We start from the raw sequence: 20,613 nt of genomic DNA on the forward strand, positions 1-20,613 counted from the left end.
GGGTGATCGACTTCCGCCACAGGACAAGGTCGGCATATTGAAAACTGTTTTCATTCTGAACGGTCCCAATCTCAACATGCTTGGAAAGCGGGAGCCGTCCATTTATGGGACGCAGACGCTTGACGGCATCGCCGACCAGTGTCGCGAGGCGGGCCGCGCGCTCGGCCTCGACGTGGATTTCCGCCAGACCAACCATGAAGGCGTATTGGTGGACTGGATCCACGAGGCCGCCGACAAGGCTGCCGGCATCGTCATCAATGCCGCCGCCTATACCCACACCTCGATCGCCCTCCTCGACGCTGTCAAGGCTATCCAGCCTCTGCCGGTGGTGGAGGTGCATCTTTCCAACATACACGCCCGCGAACCGTTCCGGCACGTCTCGATGATCGCGCCGAACGCCGTGGGAATGATCTGCGGCTTCGGCCCCCTCGGCTATACGCTGGCGTTGCAGGCGCTCGCTGCGCGACTGTAACCGGCACACAACAAGAAGGCTCGACCATGACAAACAAGAAAACCGGTGTTGACCAGCAACTGATCCGCGATCTGGCGGGAATCCTGAACGACACCAACCTGACCGAGATCGAGGTCGAGAACGAGGAATTCAAGGTGCGCATCTCGCGCCACACGCAGACGGTCCATGCCGCCGTCGCCGCGCCGGCCTATGCGCCCGCCCCGGCCCCGCAGGCCGCGCCCGCGGCTCCGGCGGCGCCGGCTGCCCCCGCCGCGCCCGACCTTTCGAAGAACGCCGTGCCTTCGCCCATGGTCGGCACCGCCTATCTGGCACCGGCCCCCGGCGCCAAGCTGTTCATCGAGGTCGGCCAGAAGGTGAGCGAAGGCCAGACGCTGCTCATCATCGAGGCGATGAAGACCATGAACCAGATTCCCGCCCCGCGCGGCGGCACCGTCACCGCAATCCTGATCGAGGACGCGCAGCCGGTCGAATTCGGCCAGCCTCTGGTCGTGATCGAGTAGGCCCTTGGGCATGTTCCAGAAAATCCTCATTGCCAATCGCGGCGAGATCGCGCTTCGGGTGCTCAGGGCCTGCAAGGAGCTCGGCATCCAGACCGTCGTCGTCCATTCGACCGCCGATTCCGACGCCATGCATGTGCGGCTTGCCGACGAGAGCGTTTGCATCGGCCCGCCGCCCTCGCGCGACAGCTACCTCAACATCCACCAGATCGTCGCCGCCTGTGAAATCACCGGCGCCGACGCCGTGCATCCCGGCTACGGCTTCCTGTCGGAGAACGCCAAGTTCGCCGACATCCTCGCCGCCCACAACATCACCTTCATCGGCCCCTCGGGCGACCACATCCGCATCATGGGCGACAAGATCGAGGCCAAGCGCACCGCCAAGCGCCTCGGCATTCCTGTCGTTCCGGGTTCGGACGGCGCGGTCAGCGAGGAGAGCGAGGCCAAGCGCATTGCTGCCGACATCGGCTATCCGGTCATCATCAAGGCTTCCGCCGGCGGCGGCGGGCGCGGCATGAAGGTGGCGCGTTCCGAGGACGAACTGGAAGTGGCGCTGGCCACCGCACGTTCGGAAGCGGGCGCCGCCTTCGGCGACGATGCCGTCTACATCGAGAAATTCTTGGAAAAGCCGCGTCACATCGAGCTTCAGGTGTTCGGTGACGGCGCCGGCAAGGGCGTGCATTTCGGCGAGCGCGACTGTTCGCTGCAACGCCGCCACCAGAAGGTGTGGGAAGAGGCGCTGTCCCCTGCCCTCAACGAGGCCCAGCGCGAGCGCATCGGAACCATCTGCGCCAACGCCGTGGCCGAGCTTGGCTATTCGGGCGCCGGCACCATCGAGTTCCTCTACGAGAACGGCGAGTTCTATTTCATCGAAATGAACACCCGCCTGCAGGTGGAGCATCCGGTGACGGAAGCCATCACCGGCATCGACCTGGTTCACGAGCAGATTCGCGTGGCCTCCGGCGGCGGACTGTCGGTGACGCAGAAGGACATCCGCTTCCACGGCCACGCGATCGAGTGCCGCATCAACGCCGAGGACCCGCGCACCTTCACGCCGTCACCGGGAACAATCACCCATTTCCACACGCCCGGCGGGCTCGGCATTCGCGTCGATTCCGGCGTCTATTCCGGCTATCGCATCCCGCCCTATTACGACAGTCTGATCGGCAAGCTGATCGTGCACGGCCGCAACCGCGTGGAATGCATGATGCGCCTGCGCCGCGCGCTGGACGAATTCGTCGTGGACGGCATCAAGACGACGCTGCCGCTGTTCCGCGACCTCGTCGGCAACCACGACATTGCCGACGGCAACTATGATATCCATTGGCTGGAAAAGTACCTGGCCAAGGGAGAGTAGCTTGCCGACGGCGCCAGACAGGGCCCGCTATTCCACCCCCCTCGCCGAGGGGGGTGTTTTCGAACAAGCGACCTGCCGGAGGGGGCGGCCATGATCCGCCCATTCGCACCCGGCTTCCGCATCCCGACCGATCTCCTGCTGAAGGCCTATGCCTCGGGCGTGTTCCCGATGGCGGAAAGCGAAACGGACCCGGAAGTGTTCTGGGTGCGGCCCGAGATTCGCGGCATCATCCCTCTCAACGCCTTCCATATTCCCAAAAGCCTCACCAAGAAGCTGCGGCACAACCCGTTCGATGTGCGCTTCGACACCGATTTCGAGGCGGTTATCGACGCCTGCGCGGAGAAACGCGACGACCGCCCCTCGACATGGATCAACGGGCCGATCCGCGAGGCCTATGTGCAACTCCACTATATGGGCCACTGCCATTCGGTCGAGGCCTGGCGCGAAGGCAGGTTGGTCGGCGGCCTTTACGGCGTTTCGCTGGGGCGTGTCTTCTTCGGCGAAAGCATGTTCTCCAAGGAAGTCGATGCCTCCAAGGTGTGCCTCGTCGCGCTGGTCGAGCGCCTGCGCCAGCAGGGCTACCAGCTTCTCGATACCCAGTTCACCACCGAGCACCTGAAGCGCTTCGGTGCCATCGACGTCCCGCGTGCCGAATATGAGACCATGCTGGCCGAGGCACTGGTCGGCACCGTGACCTTCACGCCGAACGCCGGCCGTTGAAGCGCCGCCGCCGCTGGCGTAGGATGCCACACGTTCCTCGTATGTTCGACCGATGCGCGCTGCCGTCAATCACCCCGACCACGGCTTCTGCCGTGACTGCCTGACGCCGCAACAGAGCGGCGTGCGCCGCTGCGCGCATTGCGGCAGCCCGCGGCTCGTGCGCCATCCCGAACTGTACAAGCTGCATCTGGCCCATATCGATTGCGACGCCTTCTACGCCGCCGTGGAAAAGCGCGACAATCCGAGCCTGAAGGACAAACCCGTCATCATCGGCGGGGGAAAACGCGGCGTCGTCTCAACCGCCTGCTACATCGCCCGCATCAACGGCGTACGCTCGGCCATGCCGATGTTCAAGGCGCTGGAGGCTTGCCCCGAGGCGGTCGTCATCAAGCCCAACATGGAGAAGTACGCCCGCGTCGGGCGCGAGGTGCGGGCGATGATGCAGGCGCTCACTCCGCTGGTCGAGCCGATCTCGATCGATGAGGCATTCCTCGATCTCGCCGGCACCGAGCGGCTGCACGGCATGCCGCCGGCGCTCGTTCTGGCGCGTTTTTCACAGGCGCTGGAGAAGGAAGTTGGCATCACCGCCTCGGTCGGCCTGTCCTATTGCAAGTTCCTCGCCAAGGTGGCCTCCGATTTCCGCAAGCCGCGCGGCTTTTCGATCATCGGCGAAGCCGAAGCCACCGGTTTCCTTGCCGAACAGCCGGTCACGCTGATCTGGGGCGTCGGCAAGGCCTTCGCTTCCGTGCTGGAGCGCGACGGAATCCGCCTGATCGGCCAGCTCCAGAAAATGGATCAGGCCGAACTGATGCGCCGCTATGGCAGCATGGGCAGCAGGCTCTATCATCTGTCGCGAGGCCAGGACGAGCGCGTGGTCAGCGCCGACCGCGATTCCAAGAGCGTATCGGCCGAAACCACTTTCGACATGGACCATTCGCAGCTCGACGATCTGGTGCCGGTGTTGCGCGCCTTGTCGGAGAAAGTCTCCGCGCGCCTCAAGAAGGCGAGCCTCGCTGGCCGTACCGTGGTGCTCAAGCTGAAATCGAGCGATTTCAGGATCCGCACCCGCAACCGCCAGCTCGGCGATCCGACCCGTCTTGCCGACCGCATCTTCACCACCGGCCTCGAACTGCTGCGCAAGGAAATCGACGGAACGCGATATCGCCTGCTGGGCATCGGCGTGGCCGACCTGTGCGATTCCGGAAAGGCCGACCCGCCCGATCTGGTCGATACGCTCTCCCACAAGCGCGCCTTGGCCGAAGGCGCGATGGATGCACTGCGCGACAAGTTCGGCCGCAGCGCCGTCGAAACCGGCTACACCTTCGGCAAGGGCCATCGCGGCAAGCCCGCCCGCCCCGGCGAGGAAGACGAGCCGGAAGTCCGCCACCCATGGGAACGCATCTGAGACCGGGTGTCCCGGATCAGTCGTTGTCGTCGGGAATATTGAGGATATGGCCGCAGGCCTTGCAATGCACGGCATCGGGCTCGTGCCGCTGCAAACCGCAGCGCGGGCAGGGAAAAAAGACCTTGTTCGGCCGGAACAGCGCCCTTGCCAGCCGCACGAACAGCGTGATGCCGATGATCATGGTGACGATGGCTGTCAGCTTGCCGGCGACGCCCGGCAGCACGATATCGCCGAAGCCTGTCGTGGTGACGGTCGCCACTGTCACATACATGGCGTCGACATAGCCCTCGAAGCCGGACCCGTTGCGGAAGAAGAAGGTGTAGACGAAGCCTGTGACGACGAACAGGAACGTCACCAGATTGACCACCGCGTGACTGGCCTCGCGCCATGGCCGCAGCCGCTTCATCTCGAAGTGACGCCACAGGGAGCCGCTGCGCGACAGCGACCACAGTCGCAATATGCGCAGGAACGCCAGATTGGCCAGCGCCTGCGGGAACAGCAGCGTGAGCAGGATGAACATGTCGATCCATGACGTGGGCTGGCGGATCAGCCGCACCATGTCCGTGGAAGCGAGCAGCCTGCCCGCCATATCCGCGGCAACAAGGGCCGCGACCAGATAATCGATCCACAGGAAGCTCGGCGTCTCCTGCAACACCGGCGTCAGGATGAAGAAGACGATGATGGCCAGATCGATCAGGATCGTCGCGATCCGGAAGCGGAATGCGGCGGGCGAACTTCCGTGATAGAGTTTGCGCAGGCGGTCCCTAAGCCCTGCGACCCCCGTCAATTGCTCTGCTTCGGCATGCTTGGTCATCGCCAAGCGATAGAGCATTTTGCCATCAAGTGGAATCACCTGGCGTTGCGCAAATCCGGCGAAAACAACCGGATAGAGCAACATCGGACAGTCGGACTGTTGCTCCAGCCTGCCGCAGCAGGCCGGTCCAGTGACGCTGCCGCCTATACCAGCTCGACGTCGACCACGCCGGGCACGGCACCGATGGCCGAGGCGATGCGCGGATCGATGCGGTAGCGGTTGGGCAGCGCCACTTCGACCTCGCCCTGCCCTTCCTCCTTCAGCACCACGATGCTGACCTGTCCCTCGCCGCTTTGCGAAAGACGCGCGGCCACCGAATCCACCGGCGCTGCCCCGCGCACGAAGATGCGCAGCAGCTTCTGCACCTGACTGGCGGCATCGTCCAGCGATCGTACGGCCTGGATGCGCAGATTGACGCCTTCCGGCCGGTCCTCCGCGCCCACCTCGATGACCACCGATTTGCCGGCCTCCAGAAAGTCGCGATACTGCGCCAGCGTTTCGGAGAACATCACCGCCTCGAACTGGCCGGTGGTGTCGGAGAAATTGACCACGCCCATCTTGTTGCCGGTGCGCGTCTTGCGCTCCTGCTTGGAGGTCACCGTGCCGGCAAGCCGCCCGGCCGATGCGCCGCGCTTCACCGCCGCGGCGAAGTCGGCCCAGTTCTGCACCCGCATCTTCTCCAGCACCTGCTTGTATTCGTCCAGCGGATGCGCCGAGAGATAGAAGCCGACCACCTGGAATTCGCGATGCAGGCGCTCCGCCGGCAGCCATGGCTCGACCACCGGCAGGTGCAGCGCATTCGACTGCGCGCCGAGCGAGGCGCCGAAAATATCGCCCTGCCCCGAGGTCGCATTCTGCTGGGCGAGTGCGGCCAGCCCCATCATGCGCTCGACGCCGGCCATCATGGCGGCGCGCTCGTGGCCGAAGCAATCGAAGGCGCCGGCCATGATCAGGCTTTCGAACACGCGCTTGCCGACGATCTTCGGGTCGATGCGCTCGCAGAAATCGGCAAGGCTGCGGAACTGGCCTTCCTTGCGCTTCTCCACGATGTGATCGACGGCGGCCTCGCCCACGCCCTTCAGCGCGGCCAGCGAATAGAAGATCCTGTTCTCGCCCACCTCGAAGTCGCGATAGCTGGTCAGCACCGAAGGCGGCACCACCTCGATGCCGAGCCGCAAAGCGTCCTGCCGGAAATCGGCGAGCTTGTCGGTGTTGTTCATGTCGAGCGTCATCGACGCCGCCAGGAACTCGACCGGATAGTGCGCCTTGAGGTAGGCCGTCTGGTAGGACACCACGGCATAGGCGGCGGCGTGCGACTTGTTGAAGCCGTAGTCGGCGAACTTGGCGAGCAGGTCGAAGATGAAGTTGGACTGCGGCTTGCTCACGCCCCGCTCGACCGCACCCGAGACGAAGCGCTCGCGCTGCTTGTCCATCTCGGCGCGGATTTTCTTGCCCATGGCGCGGCGCAGCAGATCGGCTTCGCCGAGCGAATAGCCGGCCAGCTCCTGCGCGATCTGCATGACCTGCTCCTGGTAGACGATGACGCCTTGCGTCTCCTTCACCAGATGGTCGATCTTGGGGTGGATGGAGGCCGTTTCCTCCTCGCCGTGCTTGCGGGCGTTGTAGGTGGGAATGTTCTCCATCGGGCCGGGTCGATAGAGCGCCACCAGCGCGATGATGTCCTCGATGCAGTCCGGGCGCATGCCGATCAGCGCCTTGCGCATGCCCGCCGATTCCACCTGGAACACGCCGACCGTCTCGCCGCGCGACAGCATGGCATAGGTCTGCTGGTCGTCCAGCGGCAGTTTGGACAGGTCGATCTCGACGCCGCGCCGGCGGATCAGCTTCACCGCCGTCTCCAGCACGGTCAGCGTCTTGAGGCCGAGGAAGTCGAACTTGACCAGCCCCGCATCCTCCACCTTCTTCATGTTGAACTGGGTGACCGGCATGTCCGAGCGCGGATCGCGGTACATCGGCACCAGTTCCCACAAGGGGCGGTCGCCGATGACGATGCCGGCAGCGTGGGTGGAAGCATGCCGGTAGAGCCCTTCCAGCTTCTGCGCCATGTCGAGCAGGGTCTGGACGATGGGCTCCTTCTCCACCTCCTCGGCAAAGCGCGGCTCGGCCTCGATGGCGTCCTTGAGCTTGACCGGATTGGCGGGGTTGGCCGGCACCATCTTGCACAGCCGGTCGACCAGACCGTAGGGCATCTGCAGCACGCGCCCCACATCGCGCAGCACCGCGCGCGCCTGCAGCGTTCCGAAGGTGATGATCTGCCCCACCTGCTCGCGGCCGTATTTGCCCTGCACATAGCGGATCACTTCCTCGCGGCGATCCTGGCAGAAGTCGATGTCGAAGTCCGGCATCGACACGCGGTCGGGGTTGAGGAATCGCTCGAACAGCAGCGAGAAGCGCAGCGGATCGATGTCGGTGATGGTCAGGGCATAGGCGACCAGCGAGCCCGCACCCGAGCCACGGCCCGGCCCCACCGGGATATCATGCGCCTTGGCCCACTTGATGAAGTCCGCGACGATGAGGAAGTAGCCGGGAAACTTCATCCGCTCGATGACGCCGAGCTCGAACTCCAGCCGTTCCTGGTAGTCCTCGACCGTGTGGCCGGCGGTCGGCCCATGCGCATCGAGGCGGTGCGCAAGACCCTCGCGCGCCTGACGTTTCAGCTCTTCCGATTCCGCCTTTTCGGCAGCCTCGGGGTCCTCGACATCGGCACCGGCGAAGCGCGGCAGGATCGGCTTGCGATTCTTGGGATAATAGGAGCAGCGCATGGCGATCTCGACGGTATTGTCGAGCGCCTCCGGCAGGTCGGCGAACAGCTTCGCCATCTCGGCCTGCGATTTCAGATAGTTGTCGGGCGAAAGGCGGCGGCGGTCGTCGACCGCGATCACCGAACCTTCGGCAATGGCAATCAGCGCGTCATGCGCCTCGTAGTCTTCCCGCTCTAGGAAAAAGGCTTCGTTGGTGGCCACCAGCGGCAGTTCGTGCCTGTAGGCAAGCTCAATCGTGCGCTGTTCCACGCCGCGATCATAGCCGGACACGCGCTCCAGTTCGACATAGAGCCGGTCACCGAACATGTCCTTCAGGAACAGGAGCCGCGATTCGGCAAGTTCGTGCCGGTCAGCCTTGAGCGCACCGCCGATCGGCCCGCGCGGCCCGCCTGTGAGGCAGATCACGCCTTCGCAGTATTGGGCCAGCATGTCGCTGGTGACATGCACCGGCTCCCCGGAAGGCGTGTCCAGATAGGCATGGCTGACCAGCCGCACCAGATTGGCATAGCCTTCCTCGTTGGCGGCGATCAGCACCACCGGCGCCATTTCCGGCCCTGCCCGGCGCCGATCGCGCGGGCCGTCCGCCGGCTCGCCCGAAAAGCTGAGGTCGACCTGGCACCCCATGATCGGCTGGATGCCGTCCTTGGTCGCCTTCTGGGCGAATTCCAGTGCACCGAACAGGTTGTTGGTGTCGGTAACGGCAACCGCCGGGCAATTGTCCTTCAGCGCATGGCCGACGATGGCGCCGAGCTGCAATGCGCCTTCCAGCAGCGAATAGGCCGAGTGCACGCGCAGATGGATGAACATCCGCCCGGAAACCGCGGCCGGCAGGGCCATCATCTTTTCACTCACGGATTGATCGTCGCTCATATGTCGCAAACCGGGGATTCGTTCACAGAGCTTTATAGTCGGGATCGGGACGGCGCGAGTCCAGCCCGTCCCTGTTCACAACCTGTGTCCCGCAGGCGGCTGAGTGTCCCAGCGTCATGCGGCGGCTTGCACGCCTGCCTCTTGCTGCTAGTTTGGCGGCAACCAGATTTGCGTTGCAGGGAGGAACTCAATGAAAACGCGTGCCGCTGTAGCTGTTGGAGCGGGCAAGCCTCTGGAGGTGATGGAGGTTGACCTTGAGGGCCCGCGCGAGGGCGAGGTGCTGGTCGAGGTCAAGGCGACGGGCATCTGCCACACCGACGAGTTCACCCTGTCGGGGGCCGATCCCGAAGGCATCTTCCCGGCCATCCTCGGCCATGAGGGGGCGGGCGTGGTGGTCGATGTCGGCAAGGGGGTGACCAGCCTGAGGAAGGGCGACCACGTCATCCCGCTCTACACGCCCGAATGCCGGTCCTGCCCGTCGTGCCTGTCGCGCAAGACCAACCTGTGCACGGCCATCCGCGCCACCCAGGGGCAAGGCTTGATGCCCGACGGCACCTCGCGCTTTTCGGTGGGCGGCGAAAAGATCCACCACTATATGGGCTGCTCGACCTTCTCCAACTTCACCGTGCTGCCCGAGATCGCGCTGGCCAGGGTCAACCCGGACGCGCCCTTCGACAAGATCTGCTACATCGGCTGCGGGGTGACGACCGGCATCGGGGCGGTGATCAACACCGCCAAGGTGGAGATCGGGGCGACGGCGGCGGTGTTCGGGCTGGGCGGCATCGGTTTGAACGTCATCCAGGGGCTGCGGCTGGCCGGGGCCGACATGATCGTCGGCGTCGATCTGAACAACGACAAGAAGGCCTGGGGCGAGCGGTTCGGCATGACCCATTTCGTCAACCCGAGCGAGGTCGAGGACGTGGTGGCCGAGATCGTCAACCTGACCAGGCGCGGGGCCGATCAGATCGGCGGGGCCGACTACACCTTCGACTGCACGGGCAATGTCAAGGTGATGCGCCAGGCGCTGGAGGCCTCGCATCGCGGCTGGGGCAAGTCGGTGGTCATCGGGGTTGCGGGGGCGGGCCAGGAGATCGCGACGCGGCCGTTCCAGCTGGTCACCGGGCGCAGCTGGATGGGCACCGCCTTCGGCGGCGCGCGGGGCCGCACCGACGTGCCGCGGATCGTCGACTGGTACATGGAGGGCAAGATCCAGATCGACCCGATGATCACCCACACCATGCCGCTCGACGACATCAACACCGGCTTCGACCTCATGCACAGGGGCGAAAGCATCCGAAGCGTCGTGATATATTGAGGAGCGAGGCATGGCGCCGGTGATCTACGTCGATGCCGACGCCTGCCCCGTCAAGGCCGAGGTCGTGCGGGTCGCCGAACGCTTCGACCTCGAGACCGTCTTCGTCGCCAATGGCGGATTGCGCCCCTCGCGCGACCCGAAAATCCGCAATGTCGTGGTTTCGTCCGGTGCCGATGCGGCCGATGACTGGATCGTCGAACATGCGCAGCAGAACGACGTCGTCATCACCGCCGACATCCCGCTGGCCGCGCGCACCGTTGCCCTCGGTGCGCATGTGCTCGGCCCCACGGGGCGCCCCTTCACGCAGGAGACCATCGGCATGGCGGTTGCCATGCGCGACCTCAAGCAGCATCTGCGTGAAACCGGCGAAAGCAGGGGTCTCAATGCCGCCTTCTCGCCGCGCGACCGCTCCCGGTTTCTCGGCGAACTTGACCGCATCGTGCGGCTGGCGCTGAATTCGGGATCACGGCCATGAGCGGACTGCCGTCAGGCTCCGGCTGGCTGCCCATCCACAGGCATGCGCTGTTCGGCATTTCGGCGGTGGTCGGCTTCATCGCCCTTGCCGCCGCACTGTTCCTGAAGGCCTCCCTGGCCTATTCCATCGGCGCCAACGCGTTCTTCGCCGTCTACAGCGCATTGGTGCTGGCCGAGATGCCGCTGCTCAGCGCCGGATATCTCAGCCGCAAGGCCCGCGAGACGGACCAGCCCGTGGCCGTCATCTTCATCGTCACCTTGGTTGTGGTCGGCGTGGCCGTCGGCGCCCTTTTCCAGGTCATCAACAACCAGGGAACGGATCCGGCCAGCCTCGTCTTCGCGCTGGCTTCGATCCCGCTCGGCTGGTTCACCATCCACGCCATGACGGCGCTGCACTATGCACATATCTACTGGATGGACGATGCCGGCTCCGATCAGGAGAAGAGAGTGCCCGCCGGCGGCCTCGAGTTTCCCGGCACGAAACGCCCGCAAGGCTGGGATTTCCTTTATTTTTCCACCGTCATCGGCATGACGGCACAGACCTCCGACACCGACGTCACCACACCGCATATGCGACGCATCGTGCTTGCGCACTCCATCGTATCCTTCTTCTTCAACACGGTGATCGTCGCGGCGGCCGTCAACCTTGCCGTCAGCCTGGGAAGCTGACGGCAAGCCGGGTTATACTGCCCTTCCCGGCCCAACCAACGCGGCATCGGGGAAGTGGCTGCGGAACGCGGCAGCGGCCTTGCCGACCCGGATGTCATCCGCCCGCAGGACGCTCACGAACACTTCGGCGCCCTCCAGGCCCAGCCGGCCCACGCCCCGCAAATCGGCCGGACCGCACTCCACCACGACGAGGTCGTAAGCCCTGGCCAAAGAGTGCAGGATGGCCGGAAGACGGTTCGCCGCCCGCATGGCCCGCACAGGGTCGGCCGTGCCGACCGGCAGGATGTGGCAGTTCGAATAGTGGTCGGCATGGATGACGTCGCTGAACCGGGCCTCGTCGGCAAGCAGGTCGGTGATGCCCGGCATGGCGGCATCATCGAGCATGGGCCGCGATGCCGCCCCTGACGCGGTCAGGTCGACCAGGGCGACGCGCAAGCCAAGATCGGCGGTTTCGCGCGCCACCATGATCGCGCTGGCTGCTGCCTCGTCCCCCTCCGGCGAGATGAAAACCGCAGAGGCCGCACCGCCATCGACCAGCTTGCGCACGACAGATTCGATGGTAAGCGGCTCCAATCCGGCCTTTTGGGATTCGGCGGCAAGGACAGGTTCGGAGGACTCATCCCTTGGTATAGATTCGCCGGAAGACGGAGAATCGGCCGTTTCCGCTTTCGGTGCATCATCGTTTGCCAAGATTGCCGAAGCTTCAGGCGCTGGCTCACGAGCACCCGGCGCTTCCGGCTCCGGTTGCCGGGCCCGGCGTCGCCGCAGTACGAAGAACGCGACGGCAACGAGTATGCCGGCCAAGGCGCCGGCAAGCAGCGGCATCATCGGCGGGCAAGGCTCCTCCGGTTTTGCAGCCTGTCCACCAGCCGTGGTTTCCGCCCCAGAAGTCTCGGGACCGCTGGCCTGGGCCATGGCGGGAGCACGTATATCCGCCGGCAAGCTCGCCTCGGCCTGCTGCCCGAGCGCTCCGGCAAGCAAGAAGGCCAGCACCGCGAGACCCGGCAAAAGGGCAGCGCGCCATCTGCGGATCGCATTGGCGGGCCGACACCTGCTATCGCTCACATCGGCCGGGGCCGACCGGGGTCCTGACATGCACCCTGCTCCGGTAACGGACACGTCACTGTAGACAGTCGCGGTAACCCTGCTGTTAAGATCGGCACAACGCCGTCTCCATCCTCCCGGAACAGAAGCGCATGCAGCCAAGGCCGGGCAAGGACTTTGCGAATTTTACCGGCCATTAACCCTAATGGGAGGATAACGGAGCCGGTTCCAAAGGTTGCCCATACACGGGCAATCGAAACTGTCGAGTCGTTCATGAGCAAACCCGCCCTCTTGCTGAGCGCCCTGATCGCCGCTTCCGCGATCCTGTCCGGCTGCTCCAGCTACAGGCCCACCCCGGCGGCGTTCCACGAGATGCTCGACCAGCCCTATCAGCTCGGCGCCGGAGACCGGGTGCGCGTGACCGTGTTCGAGCAGGAGGGCCTGACCAACACCTACAGCGTGGACCAGTCCGGCTATATCTCATTCCCGCTTGTCGGCGCCATTCCGGCTCGCGGCCACACCGCGCAACAGCTCGAGAAGCAGATCGCGAACAAGCTGCGGCAAGGCTTCCTGCGCGACCCGGACGTGTCTGTCGAGATCGACCGCTACCGCCCGATCTTCGTCATGGGCGAAGTGGGTGCGGCCGGCCAATATTCCTATGTGCCGGGCCTGACCGTCCAGAAGGCCATTGCCATTGCCGGCGGCTACTCGCCGCGCGCCAACCAGGAAAGCGTCGATGTCACCCGAGACATCAACGGCAAGGTCATAACCGGCCGGGTCCCGACATCCGACCCGATCCTGCCGGGCGACACCGTCTACGTGCGCGAGCGCCTGTTCTGACTTCCCGGCCCTTGACGTTGCCTGATCGATAGCGACAACTCGACTCTGCCACTCAACGGTTTCTTAGCTCCGCCCTGCTATGGAACCCGTGACTGGACAGGCTGCCTATGAACGATATCGATCCGGCACGCCGCTTCTCGCCGGAAGCCGTGCGCAAACTCAGGGACTCCACCGAGAGCGACCGGCCGGCCGCGCTGAACGAGATGGCACGGCAGGTTGCCGCCCAGCTCGGCCATGAAACGATAACGCCGGTGATGGTCAGCGGCACGCTGCGTATCCTGGAATTCGCCGTTCTGCTGGCATCCGGCGTTGTGCTTTACTGGTTCCTTGTCGCGCCGAACCAGATGGCCACCGACTATTGGCTGGTCATCGCCGCCGGCTCGCTGGCCGCCGTGACGTTCATGGAATTCAGCGATTGCTACCAGATAGCGGCGCTGATGCGGCCCTTCGCCACCTTCTCGCGCATCCTGCTGGTGTGGGCCGCAACCTTCGCCCTGATGGCGCTCACCGGCTTCATGCTCAAGGTCAGCGCCGATTTCTCGCGGCTGATGTTCGGCATGTGGTTCCTGGCCGGCTTCGTCGCCATCTTTGCGCTGCGCCTCGCCATGGCCCGGCTGATCCGCAGATGGGCGCGCAACGGCCGCATGGAACGCCGCGCCGTCATCGTCGGCGGCGGCAAGGCGGCAGAGGACCTGATCCGCGCCGTCGAGCAGCAGCCCTACAACGATATCCGCATCTGCGGCATCTTCGACGACCGCGACGACAAGCGCTCTCCGCCTCTCGTCGCCGGCTATCCCAAGCTCGGCACCGTCTCGGAACTGATCGAATTCGCGCGCATCGCCCGCATCGACATGCTGATCGTCTCCCTGCCGATCACCGCCGAACAGCGGGTGCTGCAACTGCTCAAGAAGCTGTGGGTGCTGCCGGTGGACATCCGCCTGTCCGCCCATTCCAGCTCCCTGCAGTTCCGGCCACGCGCCTACTCCTATATCGGCTCGGTACCGCTGCTCGACATCTTCGACAAGCCCATCAACGATTGGGATTCGGTCGCCAAGCGAGCTTTCGACATCGTCTTCAGCCTCATCGGCATCGTGCTGTTCTCGCCGATCATGGTCGCCACGGCCATCGCCATCAAGCTGGATTCCAAGGGGCCGATCCTGTTCAAGCAGAAGCGCCACGGCTTCAACAACGAGGAGATCGAGGTCTACAAGTTCCGCTCCATGTATGCGGACCAGTCGGACCCGACTGCGAAGAAAACCGTGACCCGCGACGATCCTCGGGTGACGCGTGTCGGCCGCTTCATCCGCAAAACCTCGATCGACGAGCTGCCGCAGTTCTTCAACGCCCTGTTCGGATCGCTGTCGCTGGTGGGGCCGCGGCCGCATGCGGTGGCCGCCCAGTCCCACAATCTGCTCTATGCCGAGGTCGTGGATGGCTACTTCGCCCGCCACAAGGTCAAGCCGGGGGTCACCGGCTGGGCGCAGATCAATGGCTGGCGCGGCGAGATGGACACCAATGAGAAGATCCGCATGCGCACCGAATACGATCTCTACTATATCGAGAACTGGTCGTTGCTGTTCGATCTGAGGATCCTGCTGCTGACGCCGATCCGCCTGCTCAACACCGAGAACGCCTATTGAGATTGCTGCCCGCGATCATCCAGCCGGCCTTTGAAGGCCATGTCCGGAGAGTCGCCACATTTTCCGGTCAAGGTCTTTGCCCGGCAAGGCGATCTTACTCCGCATACGCCGCCAACCCCAATAGCGGACCGAAAGCAGCCAGCCCCTGATGCAAGACAGAGCATTCATCAGCGCCGCCAAAATCTACGGGCGCATCATAGTTTCCGTTCTTGCCGTCATCGGCATGGTCAGCCTCGGCGCCATGCAAGGAGGCTGGCTGGTCGCGACAGCGGATGCCGATGCCCACACCAATGATGCCGGGCAGGTCCCTACGGTCACCGGCGAAACGGCACCTCTGTCCGGCAACGGACCCACCACCGTCACCTCGCAGCTGATACCGGTCGACCCCTCCCTCACCTACGACCTTTCGGCCGAGGTGCGCAGCCTTGCCGCCAAGGGCGACGATCGAAAAGGCGCCAGGACCTATCTGGGAGTGGTTGCCTACGACAAGGACGGCAAGCGCCTGTCCTCGAAGTCCGCTCCCAATCGCTACGTTGCGGCGGACGACTATTACCTCGTCGCCGCACGAGGCTGGGCGCCCTTGTCTGGAACCGTCGGCGGCGAAGGCAACGACGTCCACAGCCAGTTCCAGCCGGGAACCCGCTTCGTTCGCGTGATAGCGCTGCTGAACAACCGGGATGAAACGATGAAAAGCGAGATTCGCAACATTCGTTTCACGCCACGCCTGCAAATGGGCATGAAATAGAAAGTCTGTCCCGCCTGGGATGATGCGGATCAGGAAGCGGCTGCCATAAAGCCCTTCGCCCGGCCGGAACCGGGCGAAGGGCTCGAATACGGGACCAGTTTCAGGCGGCAGGCGCGCCTTCGTGGATCGCCTTTCTGATTTCGGAGCGGAACTCAGGAGTATCATGCTCCCCATGCACCGAAATCGCATGTTGCACCGCGGCCTCTATCAATTCGTCTTCACCATCGGCCGAAATGACAACCGTGCACTTCATCTCACTCGGGAATTCGCGGCAGTCGATATATTTCCTCGCCATAACATTCCTCCCGAAGTCAAAGCCCCTCCTGCCGCCATTATAAATTCGTGCCGGAAAGCCACAAAATCACAAGATATGCACGCAGCCGATTCCCGGCCTCTCGCGACAAGAGGCACAGGCTGGGGATTCCCGGCGCCATGGCGCCACGGAAAGCTACAATTCACCGCAAATGATGGGCTTGTGTTGGTGAAAGGCGTTTTAGCCCTTGCGCCGCAAGTGCGCAGAATATAAGGCTTCCCCCGGTTCGGAGTGTAGCGCAGCCCGGTAGCGCACTTGACTGGGGGTCAAGGGGTCGTGGGTTCGAATCCCGCCACTCCGACCATTTCTCTCTTCATGATCGAAGAAGGCAGAGTCCGGCCGCCGAAGCGGCCGGAACGATGATTTCATCGCCTGGAAAGCAAAAGCGAGGCGACCAGCCCAAGCACGATCAGGCCTACGGCCGCCGTGGTCGCCGGATGCTCGCGGGCGCTGTGCTCGATAGCCCGGGCCCTCTTGCGCAGATCGGGAAGATGTTCGCCGATGCGGCCGGAAATCTCGTCATAATAGTCCGAGATCGTGTCGCGATAGTCGGAAAGCGCCTCGCGGCCTTCATCGTAATAGCGATTGCCGCGCTTCGAGAGCTGCTTCTTCAGCGAAGTCAACTCCTTCGAAAGCTGCGCAACCTGCTTTTCGAGGTCCATGTCGGAAAGGGACGAGAAAGACGCCATGCTGTTTCCTTCTTTCTGAAAACTGGAAAGAAGGACAACGACCCTCGTCGTGATTTGTTCCGATGGAGCGGCGGCCGCTGTTTCCGCTGTCAGCGCACCTGGTCCAGCAGGCGTTTGCATTCCAGAAGGTCGAACAGCGCCTCCTGCAAAAGCGCCCGGTTGTCGCGCGAAAGCCGGCCGCCATCGGCCTGCACCGGCCCGTCGTCATCGGCCTTGCCGAGCCCGAAGAACCGGCGGCTCGGCTTGGCCTTGGGCTGGCCGACCAGCTGCTCCTCCTCGCCCGGGCGCGGCTGCGAGGCGGGCGTGAGCTCCACGGCCTCGGCCTGCTTGCGCTGGGCGATGGCCTCGACGGCGGCCAGATCGCCGTTGCCGATCGCCACCAGGAACTGGTTGCCGTTCTCGCGCAGCAGCTTTTGAACGCCCTTGATGGTATAGCCCTGGTCATAGAGCATGTGCCGGATGCCCTTGATGAGCTCGACATCCTGCGGCCGGTAGTAACGACGCCCGCCGCCGCGCTTCATCGGCTTGATCTGCGTGAAGCGGGTTTCCCAGAAACGCAGCACATGCTGCGGCAGGTCGAGTTCTTCCGCGACTTCGCTGATGGTGCGAAAGGCGTCGGGGCTCTTTTCCATGGCCGATCCTCACGAAAATGCGTCAAGCAAGCGGGGCGCAAAGGCAAAGGCGGCGTGTCCCGCTGTCAGGCGGCCGGCCCGAATCGATTCACCGGCCGGCACCTGAACCGGACTTCATTCCAACCGTTTATGGATCAACATTCAAGCCCGACGAAAAGACGGGCGCATCTGTCCGGAACTTTTGCAGGCAAAAAAGCTACTTGCCGCTCTTTTCCCGGTTCTGGTGGGAGCGCAGGATGCGGTTCTTCAGCACGTTGGAGGCCTTGAAGGTCATCACCCGGCGCGGCAGGATCGGCACTTCCTCGCCGGTCTTGGGGTTGCGCCCGATGCGCTCGTTCTTCGAGCGCACCTGGAAGGTGGCGAAAGAGGACAGTTTCACGGTCTCGCCGCGCACGATGGCTTCGCAGATCTCGTTGAGGACCGCCTCGACCAGTTCGGCAAACTCCGTCCTCGACAGGCCCACCTTGCGGTAAACAGCCTCGGCAAGATCGGCGCGCGTAAGCGTCTTTCCCCCCATGCGTCCGTCCAATCCGTTAAAACAATGATCACAAGAAACGACGGCGGAGCCTAAGTAATTGATCCGTAAAGGTCAAGACCGTTTGGACAGGGTTGCATGACCGCTACCAGCGCAGCAACACCGCGCCCCAGGTGAAGCCCCCGCCCATCGCCTCCAGAAGCACGAGGTCGCCGCGCTTGATGCGGCCATCGGCCACCGCGACGGAAAGCGCCAGCGGCACCGAGGCGGCCGACGTGTTGCCGTGCCGATCGACGGTGATCACCACCTTTTCCTCGGCAATGCCAAGTTTCTTGGCGGAAGCGTCGATAATGCGCTTGTTGGCCTGGTGCGGCACGAACCAGTCGAGGTCCTCGGCGGTGATTCCAGCCTGCGCGAAGGTCGCCTCGATCACGTCAGTGATCATGCCGACCGCATGCTTGAAGACCTCGCGGCCCTCCATCTTCAGGTGCCCGACGGTGCCGGTGGTCGAGACGCCGCCGTCGACATAGAGCTTTTCCTTGTGCTGCCCATCCGAGCGCAGCGCCGCGGCCAGCACGCCGCGATCGGCAATCGTGCCCTCGCCTTCGCCGGCCTCCAGGACGATCGCGCCGGCACCGTCGCCGAACAGGACGCAGGTGGAGCGGTCGTCCCAGTCGAGCAGACGCGAGAAGGTTTCCGAGCCGATGACCAGCGCCCGCCTGGAAAGCCCGCAGCGAATATAGGTATCCGCCGTGGTGACGGCGTAGACGAAGCCCGAGCACACCGCCTGCATGTCGAAGGCGAAACCGTGATGCATGCCAAGCCGGTTCTGGATCTCGACGGCGGTGGCGGGAAAGGTGTTGTTGGGCGTGGAGGTGGCCAGCACGATCAAATCGATGTCGTCCGGCGTCAGTCCGGCATGGGCAAGAGCGGCGCGCGCCGCAGCCTCGCCCAGCGAAGCGGTGGTTTCGTCCTCGGCCGCGATATGGCGCTGACGGATGCCGGTGCGCTGTACGATCCATTCGTCCGAGGTTTCCACCATGCCCTCGAACTCGGCGTTCTTCATGATGCGACGGGGCAAGGCCGAACCGATGCCGCGCACGACTGATCTGATCAAGGTCTACCTATCCTTCTTCGTCGGTCTCGACGACGGGTTTGCTGGTCTCGGTCGCCTGGCTTTGCGGGTTGTGGGCATGGAACAGATCGATGTCGGCCTGGACACGCTCCAGCAGCCTGTTGCGGACCATGTCATAACCAAGCTCCACGGCCGCTGCAAATCCGGCCGAATCGGCACCGCCATGGCTTTTCACCACGATGCCGTTGAGGCCCAGGAACACACCGCCATTGGAACGGCTGACATCCATTTTCTCGCGCAACTGGTCGAACGCGCCCTTGGCCAGAATATAACCGATGCGCGACAGCAGGGAGCGCCCCATGGCGGCCCTGAGATAGCCGGCAATCTGGCGCGCGGTGCCTTCGGCCGTCTTGAGCGCGATGTTGCCGGAGAAGCCTTCGGTGACCACCACGTCGACCGTGCCCTTGCCGATGTCGTCGCCCTCGACGAAACCGCGATAGTCGAGCGAGGAGAGCCCGGCCTCGCGCAGCATGCGCCCGGCCTCCTTGACCTCCTCCTGGCCCTTGACCTCCTCGACGCCGACATTGAGCAGGCCGACCGTCGGGCGTTCTATGCCGAACAGGGCACGCGCCATGCCGGTGCCCAATATGGCGAAATCGACCAATTGCTGGGCGTCGCCGCCAATTGTCGCGCCCACGTCCAGCACCACGCTTTCGGCCCGCACATTGGGCCAGATCGCGGCAATGGCCGGACGGTCGACATTGGCCATGGTGCGCAGGCAGAACTTGGCCATCGCCATCAGCGCACCGGTATTGCCGGCCGAGATGCAGGCATCCGCCTGCCCGTTCTTCACCGCCTCGATGGCGTTCCACATCGACGAGGTGCCGCGCCCGTGGCGCAGCGCCTGGCTCGGCTTATCGTCCATCTGGACGGCAACCTCGCAATGGACGAACTCGCTCGCCGCAGCCAGCGTGGGAAATTTCGCGAGTTCGGGGCGAACCGCGTCTTCACGACCATAGATGATGAACTTGATGTCCGGACGCCGGGCCGCGACAGTCGCCAGGGCGGGGATCACCACGCTTGCGCCATGATCACCGCCCATCGCATCGATCGAAATTCTGATCACGCCGTCCCTATCTCACTATTGGTTGTCGGGCAGGTTTGTTCGCTGGCCGGAATTTTTGGCGAAAATAGCGTTTTTGCTCGGCCACACAACTGGCTTTTGCGATATGGCCCGGCTTTCAGTCTTTTCCGAGAAGGCCACGCAATTTTTTGCGGAACTCGTTTTCTTCCGGCTCGTCCGAGCCGGAAGCCTCCAGCGTGACGCCCGGCTTGCGCGGATAGGGATCGATGGCCAGCCCGAAAAATTCTTCCGCCAGGGCGCCGGCATCGATGGTGTCTCCGGTGAACGTCTCGGGGCTGTCTGGCCCGTCCGCATCCAGCACCATTTCTCCCTGCTGCTCCAGCCGGGCGAGTTTCGAATCCTGCGGCAGGAAAAGGCCTTCGACCGCTTCGTCAATATGAGCCTTGAGCGGCTCCAGGGTCACCACGCATGCCTGCGTGATATCGGCGGCGACATGTCCGGAAACCTTCACGCCATTGCGCTTCCAGGCCGTGACCAGCATTTCGGCCCTGTAGCTGTCGACCGAAAGCAGCCCATGCGCCTCGGCCAGCGCCTTGCGCTGTGCTTCGTCGGCCTCGATGACCACCGGCAGGCCCTTCTGCGGCAGGCGCGCGACATGCACCGGGAAGGAAACGGGGCTTTTTTCTTCTGTGTCTTTCAT

21 protein-coding genes and 1 tRNA gene are annotated in these 20,613 nt (G+C 63.9%); 12 read left to right on the forward strand and 10 right to left on the reverse strand.

What is annotated here, in order from left to right:
• Positions 1-37 precede the first annotated feature (37 nt).
• The 5 genes from aroQ (at position 38) to ACVCNR_RS02440 (ending at position 4,451) form a co-directional block, all read left to right on the forward strand.
• On the forward strand, positions 38-472 hold the full coding sequence (gene aroQ, locus ACVCNR_RS02420) for a type II 3-dehydroquinate dehydratase (RefSeq protein ID WP_354192453.1): 435 nt from the start codon (positions 38-40) through the stop codon (positions 470-472).
• Positions 473-498: 26 nt separating this feature from the next.
• Positions 499-972: an acetyl-CoA carboxylase biotin carboxyl carrier protein gene (accB, locus tag ACVCNR_RS02425; RefSeq protein ID WP_354192267.1), complete on the forward strand. Its 474-nt coding sequence runs from the start codon at positions 499-501 to the stop codon at positions 970-972.
• 10 nt (positions 973-982) lie between these two features.
• Positions 983-2,326, forward strand: coding sequence for an acetyl-CoA carboxylase biotin carboxylase subunit (gene accC / locus ACVCNR_RS02430; protein WP_354192266.1), 1,344 nt, complete (start codon positions 983-985; stop codon positions 2,324-2,326).
• A 90-nt stretch (positions 2,327-2,416) separates the two neighbouring features.
• The gene (gene aat, locus ACVCNR_RS02435) at positions 2,417-3,046 is read left to right on the forward strand and encodes a leucyl/phenylalanyl-tRNA--protein transferase (RefSeq protein WP_447073706.1); all 630 of its coding nucleotides are present in this window, start codon (positions 2,417-2,419) and stop codon (positions 3,044-3,046) included.
• 52 nt (positions 3,047-3,098) lie between these two features.
• Positions 3,099-4,451 carry a DNA polymerase IV gene (locus ACVCNR_RS02440; protein WP_447073707.1) on the forward strand — a complete coding sequence of 451 codons (1,353 nt, stop codon included), beginning with the start codon at positions 3,099-3,101 and terminating at the stop codon, positions 4,449-4,451.
• Positions 4,452-4,467: 16 nt separating this feature from the next.
• Here ACVCNR_RS02440 and ACVCNR_RS02445 read toward each other — a convergent pair whose 3' ends face one another.
• Together ACVCNR_RS02445 and dnaE are read right to left on the reverse strand one after the other, a co-directional pair.
• Complete coding sequence (locus ACVCNR_RS02445; protein WP_447073708.1) at positions 4,468-5,283, reverse strand: ion channel; 816 nt, start codon at positions 5,281-5,283, stop codon at positions 4,468-4,470.
• 125 nt (positions 5,284-5,408) lie between these two features.
• Positions 5,409-8,918: a DNA polymerase III subunit alpha gene (gene dnaE / locus ACVCNR_RS02450; protein WP_354192261.1), complete on the reverse strand. Its 3,510-nt coding sequence runs from the start codon at positions 8,916-8,918 to the stop codon at positions 5,409-5,411.
• Between the two features lie 190 nt (positions 8,919-9,108).
• Here dnaE and ACVCNR_RS02455 point away from each other — a divergent pair, with 190 nt between their 5' ends.
• The 3 genes from ACVCNR_RS02455 to ACVCNR_RS02465 are packed head-to-tail and all read left to right on the forward strand — an operon-like array spanning position 9,109 to position 11,376.
• A complete protein-coding gene (locus ACVCNR_RS02455; protein ID WP_447073709.1) occupies positions 9,109-10,233 on the forward strand; it encodes an S-(hydroxymethyl)glutathione dehydrogenase/class III alcohol dehydrogenase in 1,125 nt (374 codons plus the stop codon).
• A gap of 10 nt (positions 10,234-10,243) precedes the next feature.
• Entirely contained in the window at positions 10,244-10,708 is a 465-nt protein-coding gene (locus tag ACVCNR_RS02460; protein ID WP_354192258.1) for a YaiI/YqxD family protein, read from the forward strand.
• The gene (locus ACVCNR_RS02465; RefSeq protein WP_354192257.1) at positions 10,705-11,376 is read left to right on the forward strand and encodes a DUF1345 domain-containing protein; all 672 of its coding nucleotides are present in this window, start codon (positions 10,705-10,707) and stop codon (positions 11,374-11,376) included. Before ACVCNR_RS02460 ends, ACVCNR_RS02465 begins: the two co-directional genes overlap by 4 nt.
• Before the next feature lie 12 nt (positions 11,377-11,388).
• On the opposite strand, the gene ACVCNR_RS02470 is transcribed toward ACVCNR_RS02465, so the two are convergent.
• Positions 11,389-12,204, reverse strand: a complete 816-nt coding sequence (locus ACVCNR_RS02470) for a tyrosine-protein kinase family protein (protein ID WP_354192255.1) — start codon at positions 12,202-12,204, stop codon at positions 11,389-11,391.
• A 489-nt stretch (positions 12,205-12,693) separates the two neighbouring features.
• On the opposite strand from ACVCNR_RS02470, the gene ACVCNR_RS02475 reads away from it, so the two are divergent.
• The 3 genes from ACVCNR_RS02475 to ACVCNR_RS02485 all read left to right on the forward strand — a co-directional run bounded on the left by ACVCNR_RS02475 (position 12,694) and on the right by ACVCNR_RS02485 (position 15,645).
• Positions 12,694-13,260 carry a polysaccharide biosynthesis/export family protein gene (locus ACVCNR_RS02475; protein ID WP_354192254.1) on the forward strand — a complete coding sequence of 189 codons (567 nt, stop codon included), beginning with the start codon at positions 12,694-12,696 and terminating at the stop codon, positions 13,258-13,260.
• Positions 13,261-13,367: 107 nt separating this feature from the next.
• Positions 13,368-14,900: an undecaprenyl-phosphate glucose phosphotransferase gene (locus ACVCNR_RS02480; RefSeq protein WP_447073710.1), complete on the forward strand. Its 1,533-nt coding sequence runs from the start codon at positions 13,368-13,370 to the stop codon at positions 14,898-14,900.
• A gap of 148 nt (positions 14,901-15,048) precedes the next feature.
• Positions 15,049-15,645 carry a hypothetical protein gene (locus tag ACVCNR_RS02485; RefSeq protein ID WP_447073711.1) on the forward strand — a complete coding sequence of 199 codons (597 nt, stop codon included), beginning with the start codon at positions 15,049-15,051 and terminating at the stop codon, positions 15,643-15,645.
• Between the two features lie 100 nt (positions 15,646-15,745).
• On the opposite strand, the gene ACVCNR_RS02490 is transcribed toward ACVCNR_RS02485, so the two are convergent.
• Positions 15,746-15,940 carry a DUF1059 domain-containing protein gene (locus tag ACVCNR_RS02490; RefSeq protein WP_447073712.1) on the reverse strand — a complete coding sequence of 65 codons (195 nt, stop codon included), beginning with the start codon at positions 15,938-15,940 and terminating at the stop codon, positions 15,746-15,748.
• Positions 15,941-16,185: 245 nt separating this feature from the next.
• On the opposite strand from ACVCNR_RS02490, the gene ACVCNR_RS02495 reads away from it, so the two are divergent.
• Positions 16,186-16,262, forward strand: a tRNA-Pro gene (locus tag ACVCNR_RS02495).
• 61 nt (positions 16,263-16,323) lie between these two features.
• Here ACVCNR_RS02495 and ACVCNR_RS02500 read toward each other — a convergent pair.
• The 6 genes from ACVCNR_RS02500 to ACVCNR_RS02525 form a co-directional block, all read right to left on the reverse strand.
• Positions 16,324-16,647, reverse strand: a complete 324-nt coding sequence (locus ACVCNR_RS02500) for an ElaB/YgaM/YqjD family protein (RefSeq protein WP_354192249.1) — start codon at positions 16,645-16,647, stop codon at positions 16,324-16,326.
• Positions 16,648-16,736: 89 nt separating this feature from the next.
• Complete coding sequence (locus ACVCNR_RS02505) at positions 16,737-17,279, reverse strand: MerR family transcriptional regulator (protein WP_447073714.1); 543 nt, start codon at positions 17,277-17,279, stop codon at positions 16,737-16,739.
• 196 nt (positions 17,280-17,475) lie between these two features.
• Complete coding sequence (locus ACVCNR_RS02510; protein WP_447073716.1) at positions 17,476-17,796, reverse strand: integration host factor subunit alpha; 321 nt, start codon at positions 17,794-17,796, stop codon at positions 17,476-17,478.
• 103 nt (positions 17,797-17,899) lie between these two features.
• Positions 17,900-18,871 (reverse strand): beta-ketoacyl-ACP synthase III, encoded by a 972-nt coding sequence (locus ACVCNR_RS02515; RefSeq protein ID WP_354192246.1) that lies wholly within the window; start codon positions 18,869-18,871, stop codon positions 17,900-17,902.
• A gap of 7 nt (positions 18,872-18,878) precedes the next feature.
• Complete coding sequence (gene plsX, locus ACVCNR_RS02520) at positions 18,879-19,955, reverse strand: phosphate acyltransferase PlsX (protein WP_354192245.1); 1,077 nt, start codon at positions 19,953-19,955, stop codon at positions 18,879-18,881.
• Between the two features lie 115 nt (positions 19,956-20,070).
• Positions 20,071-20,613, reverse strand: a complete 543-nt coding sequence (locus tag ACVCNR_RS02525) for a YceD family protein (protein WP_354192244.1) — start codon at positions 20,611-20,613, stop codon at positions 20,071-20,073.

This window comes from Aquamicrobium terrae (assembly GCF_052978165.1).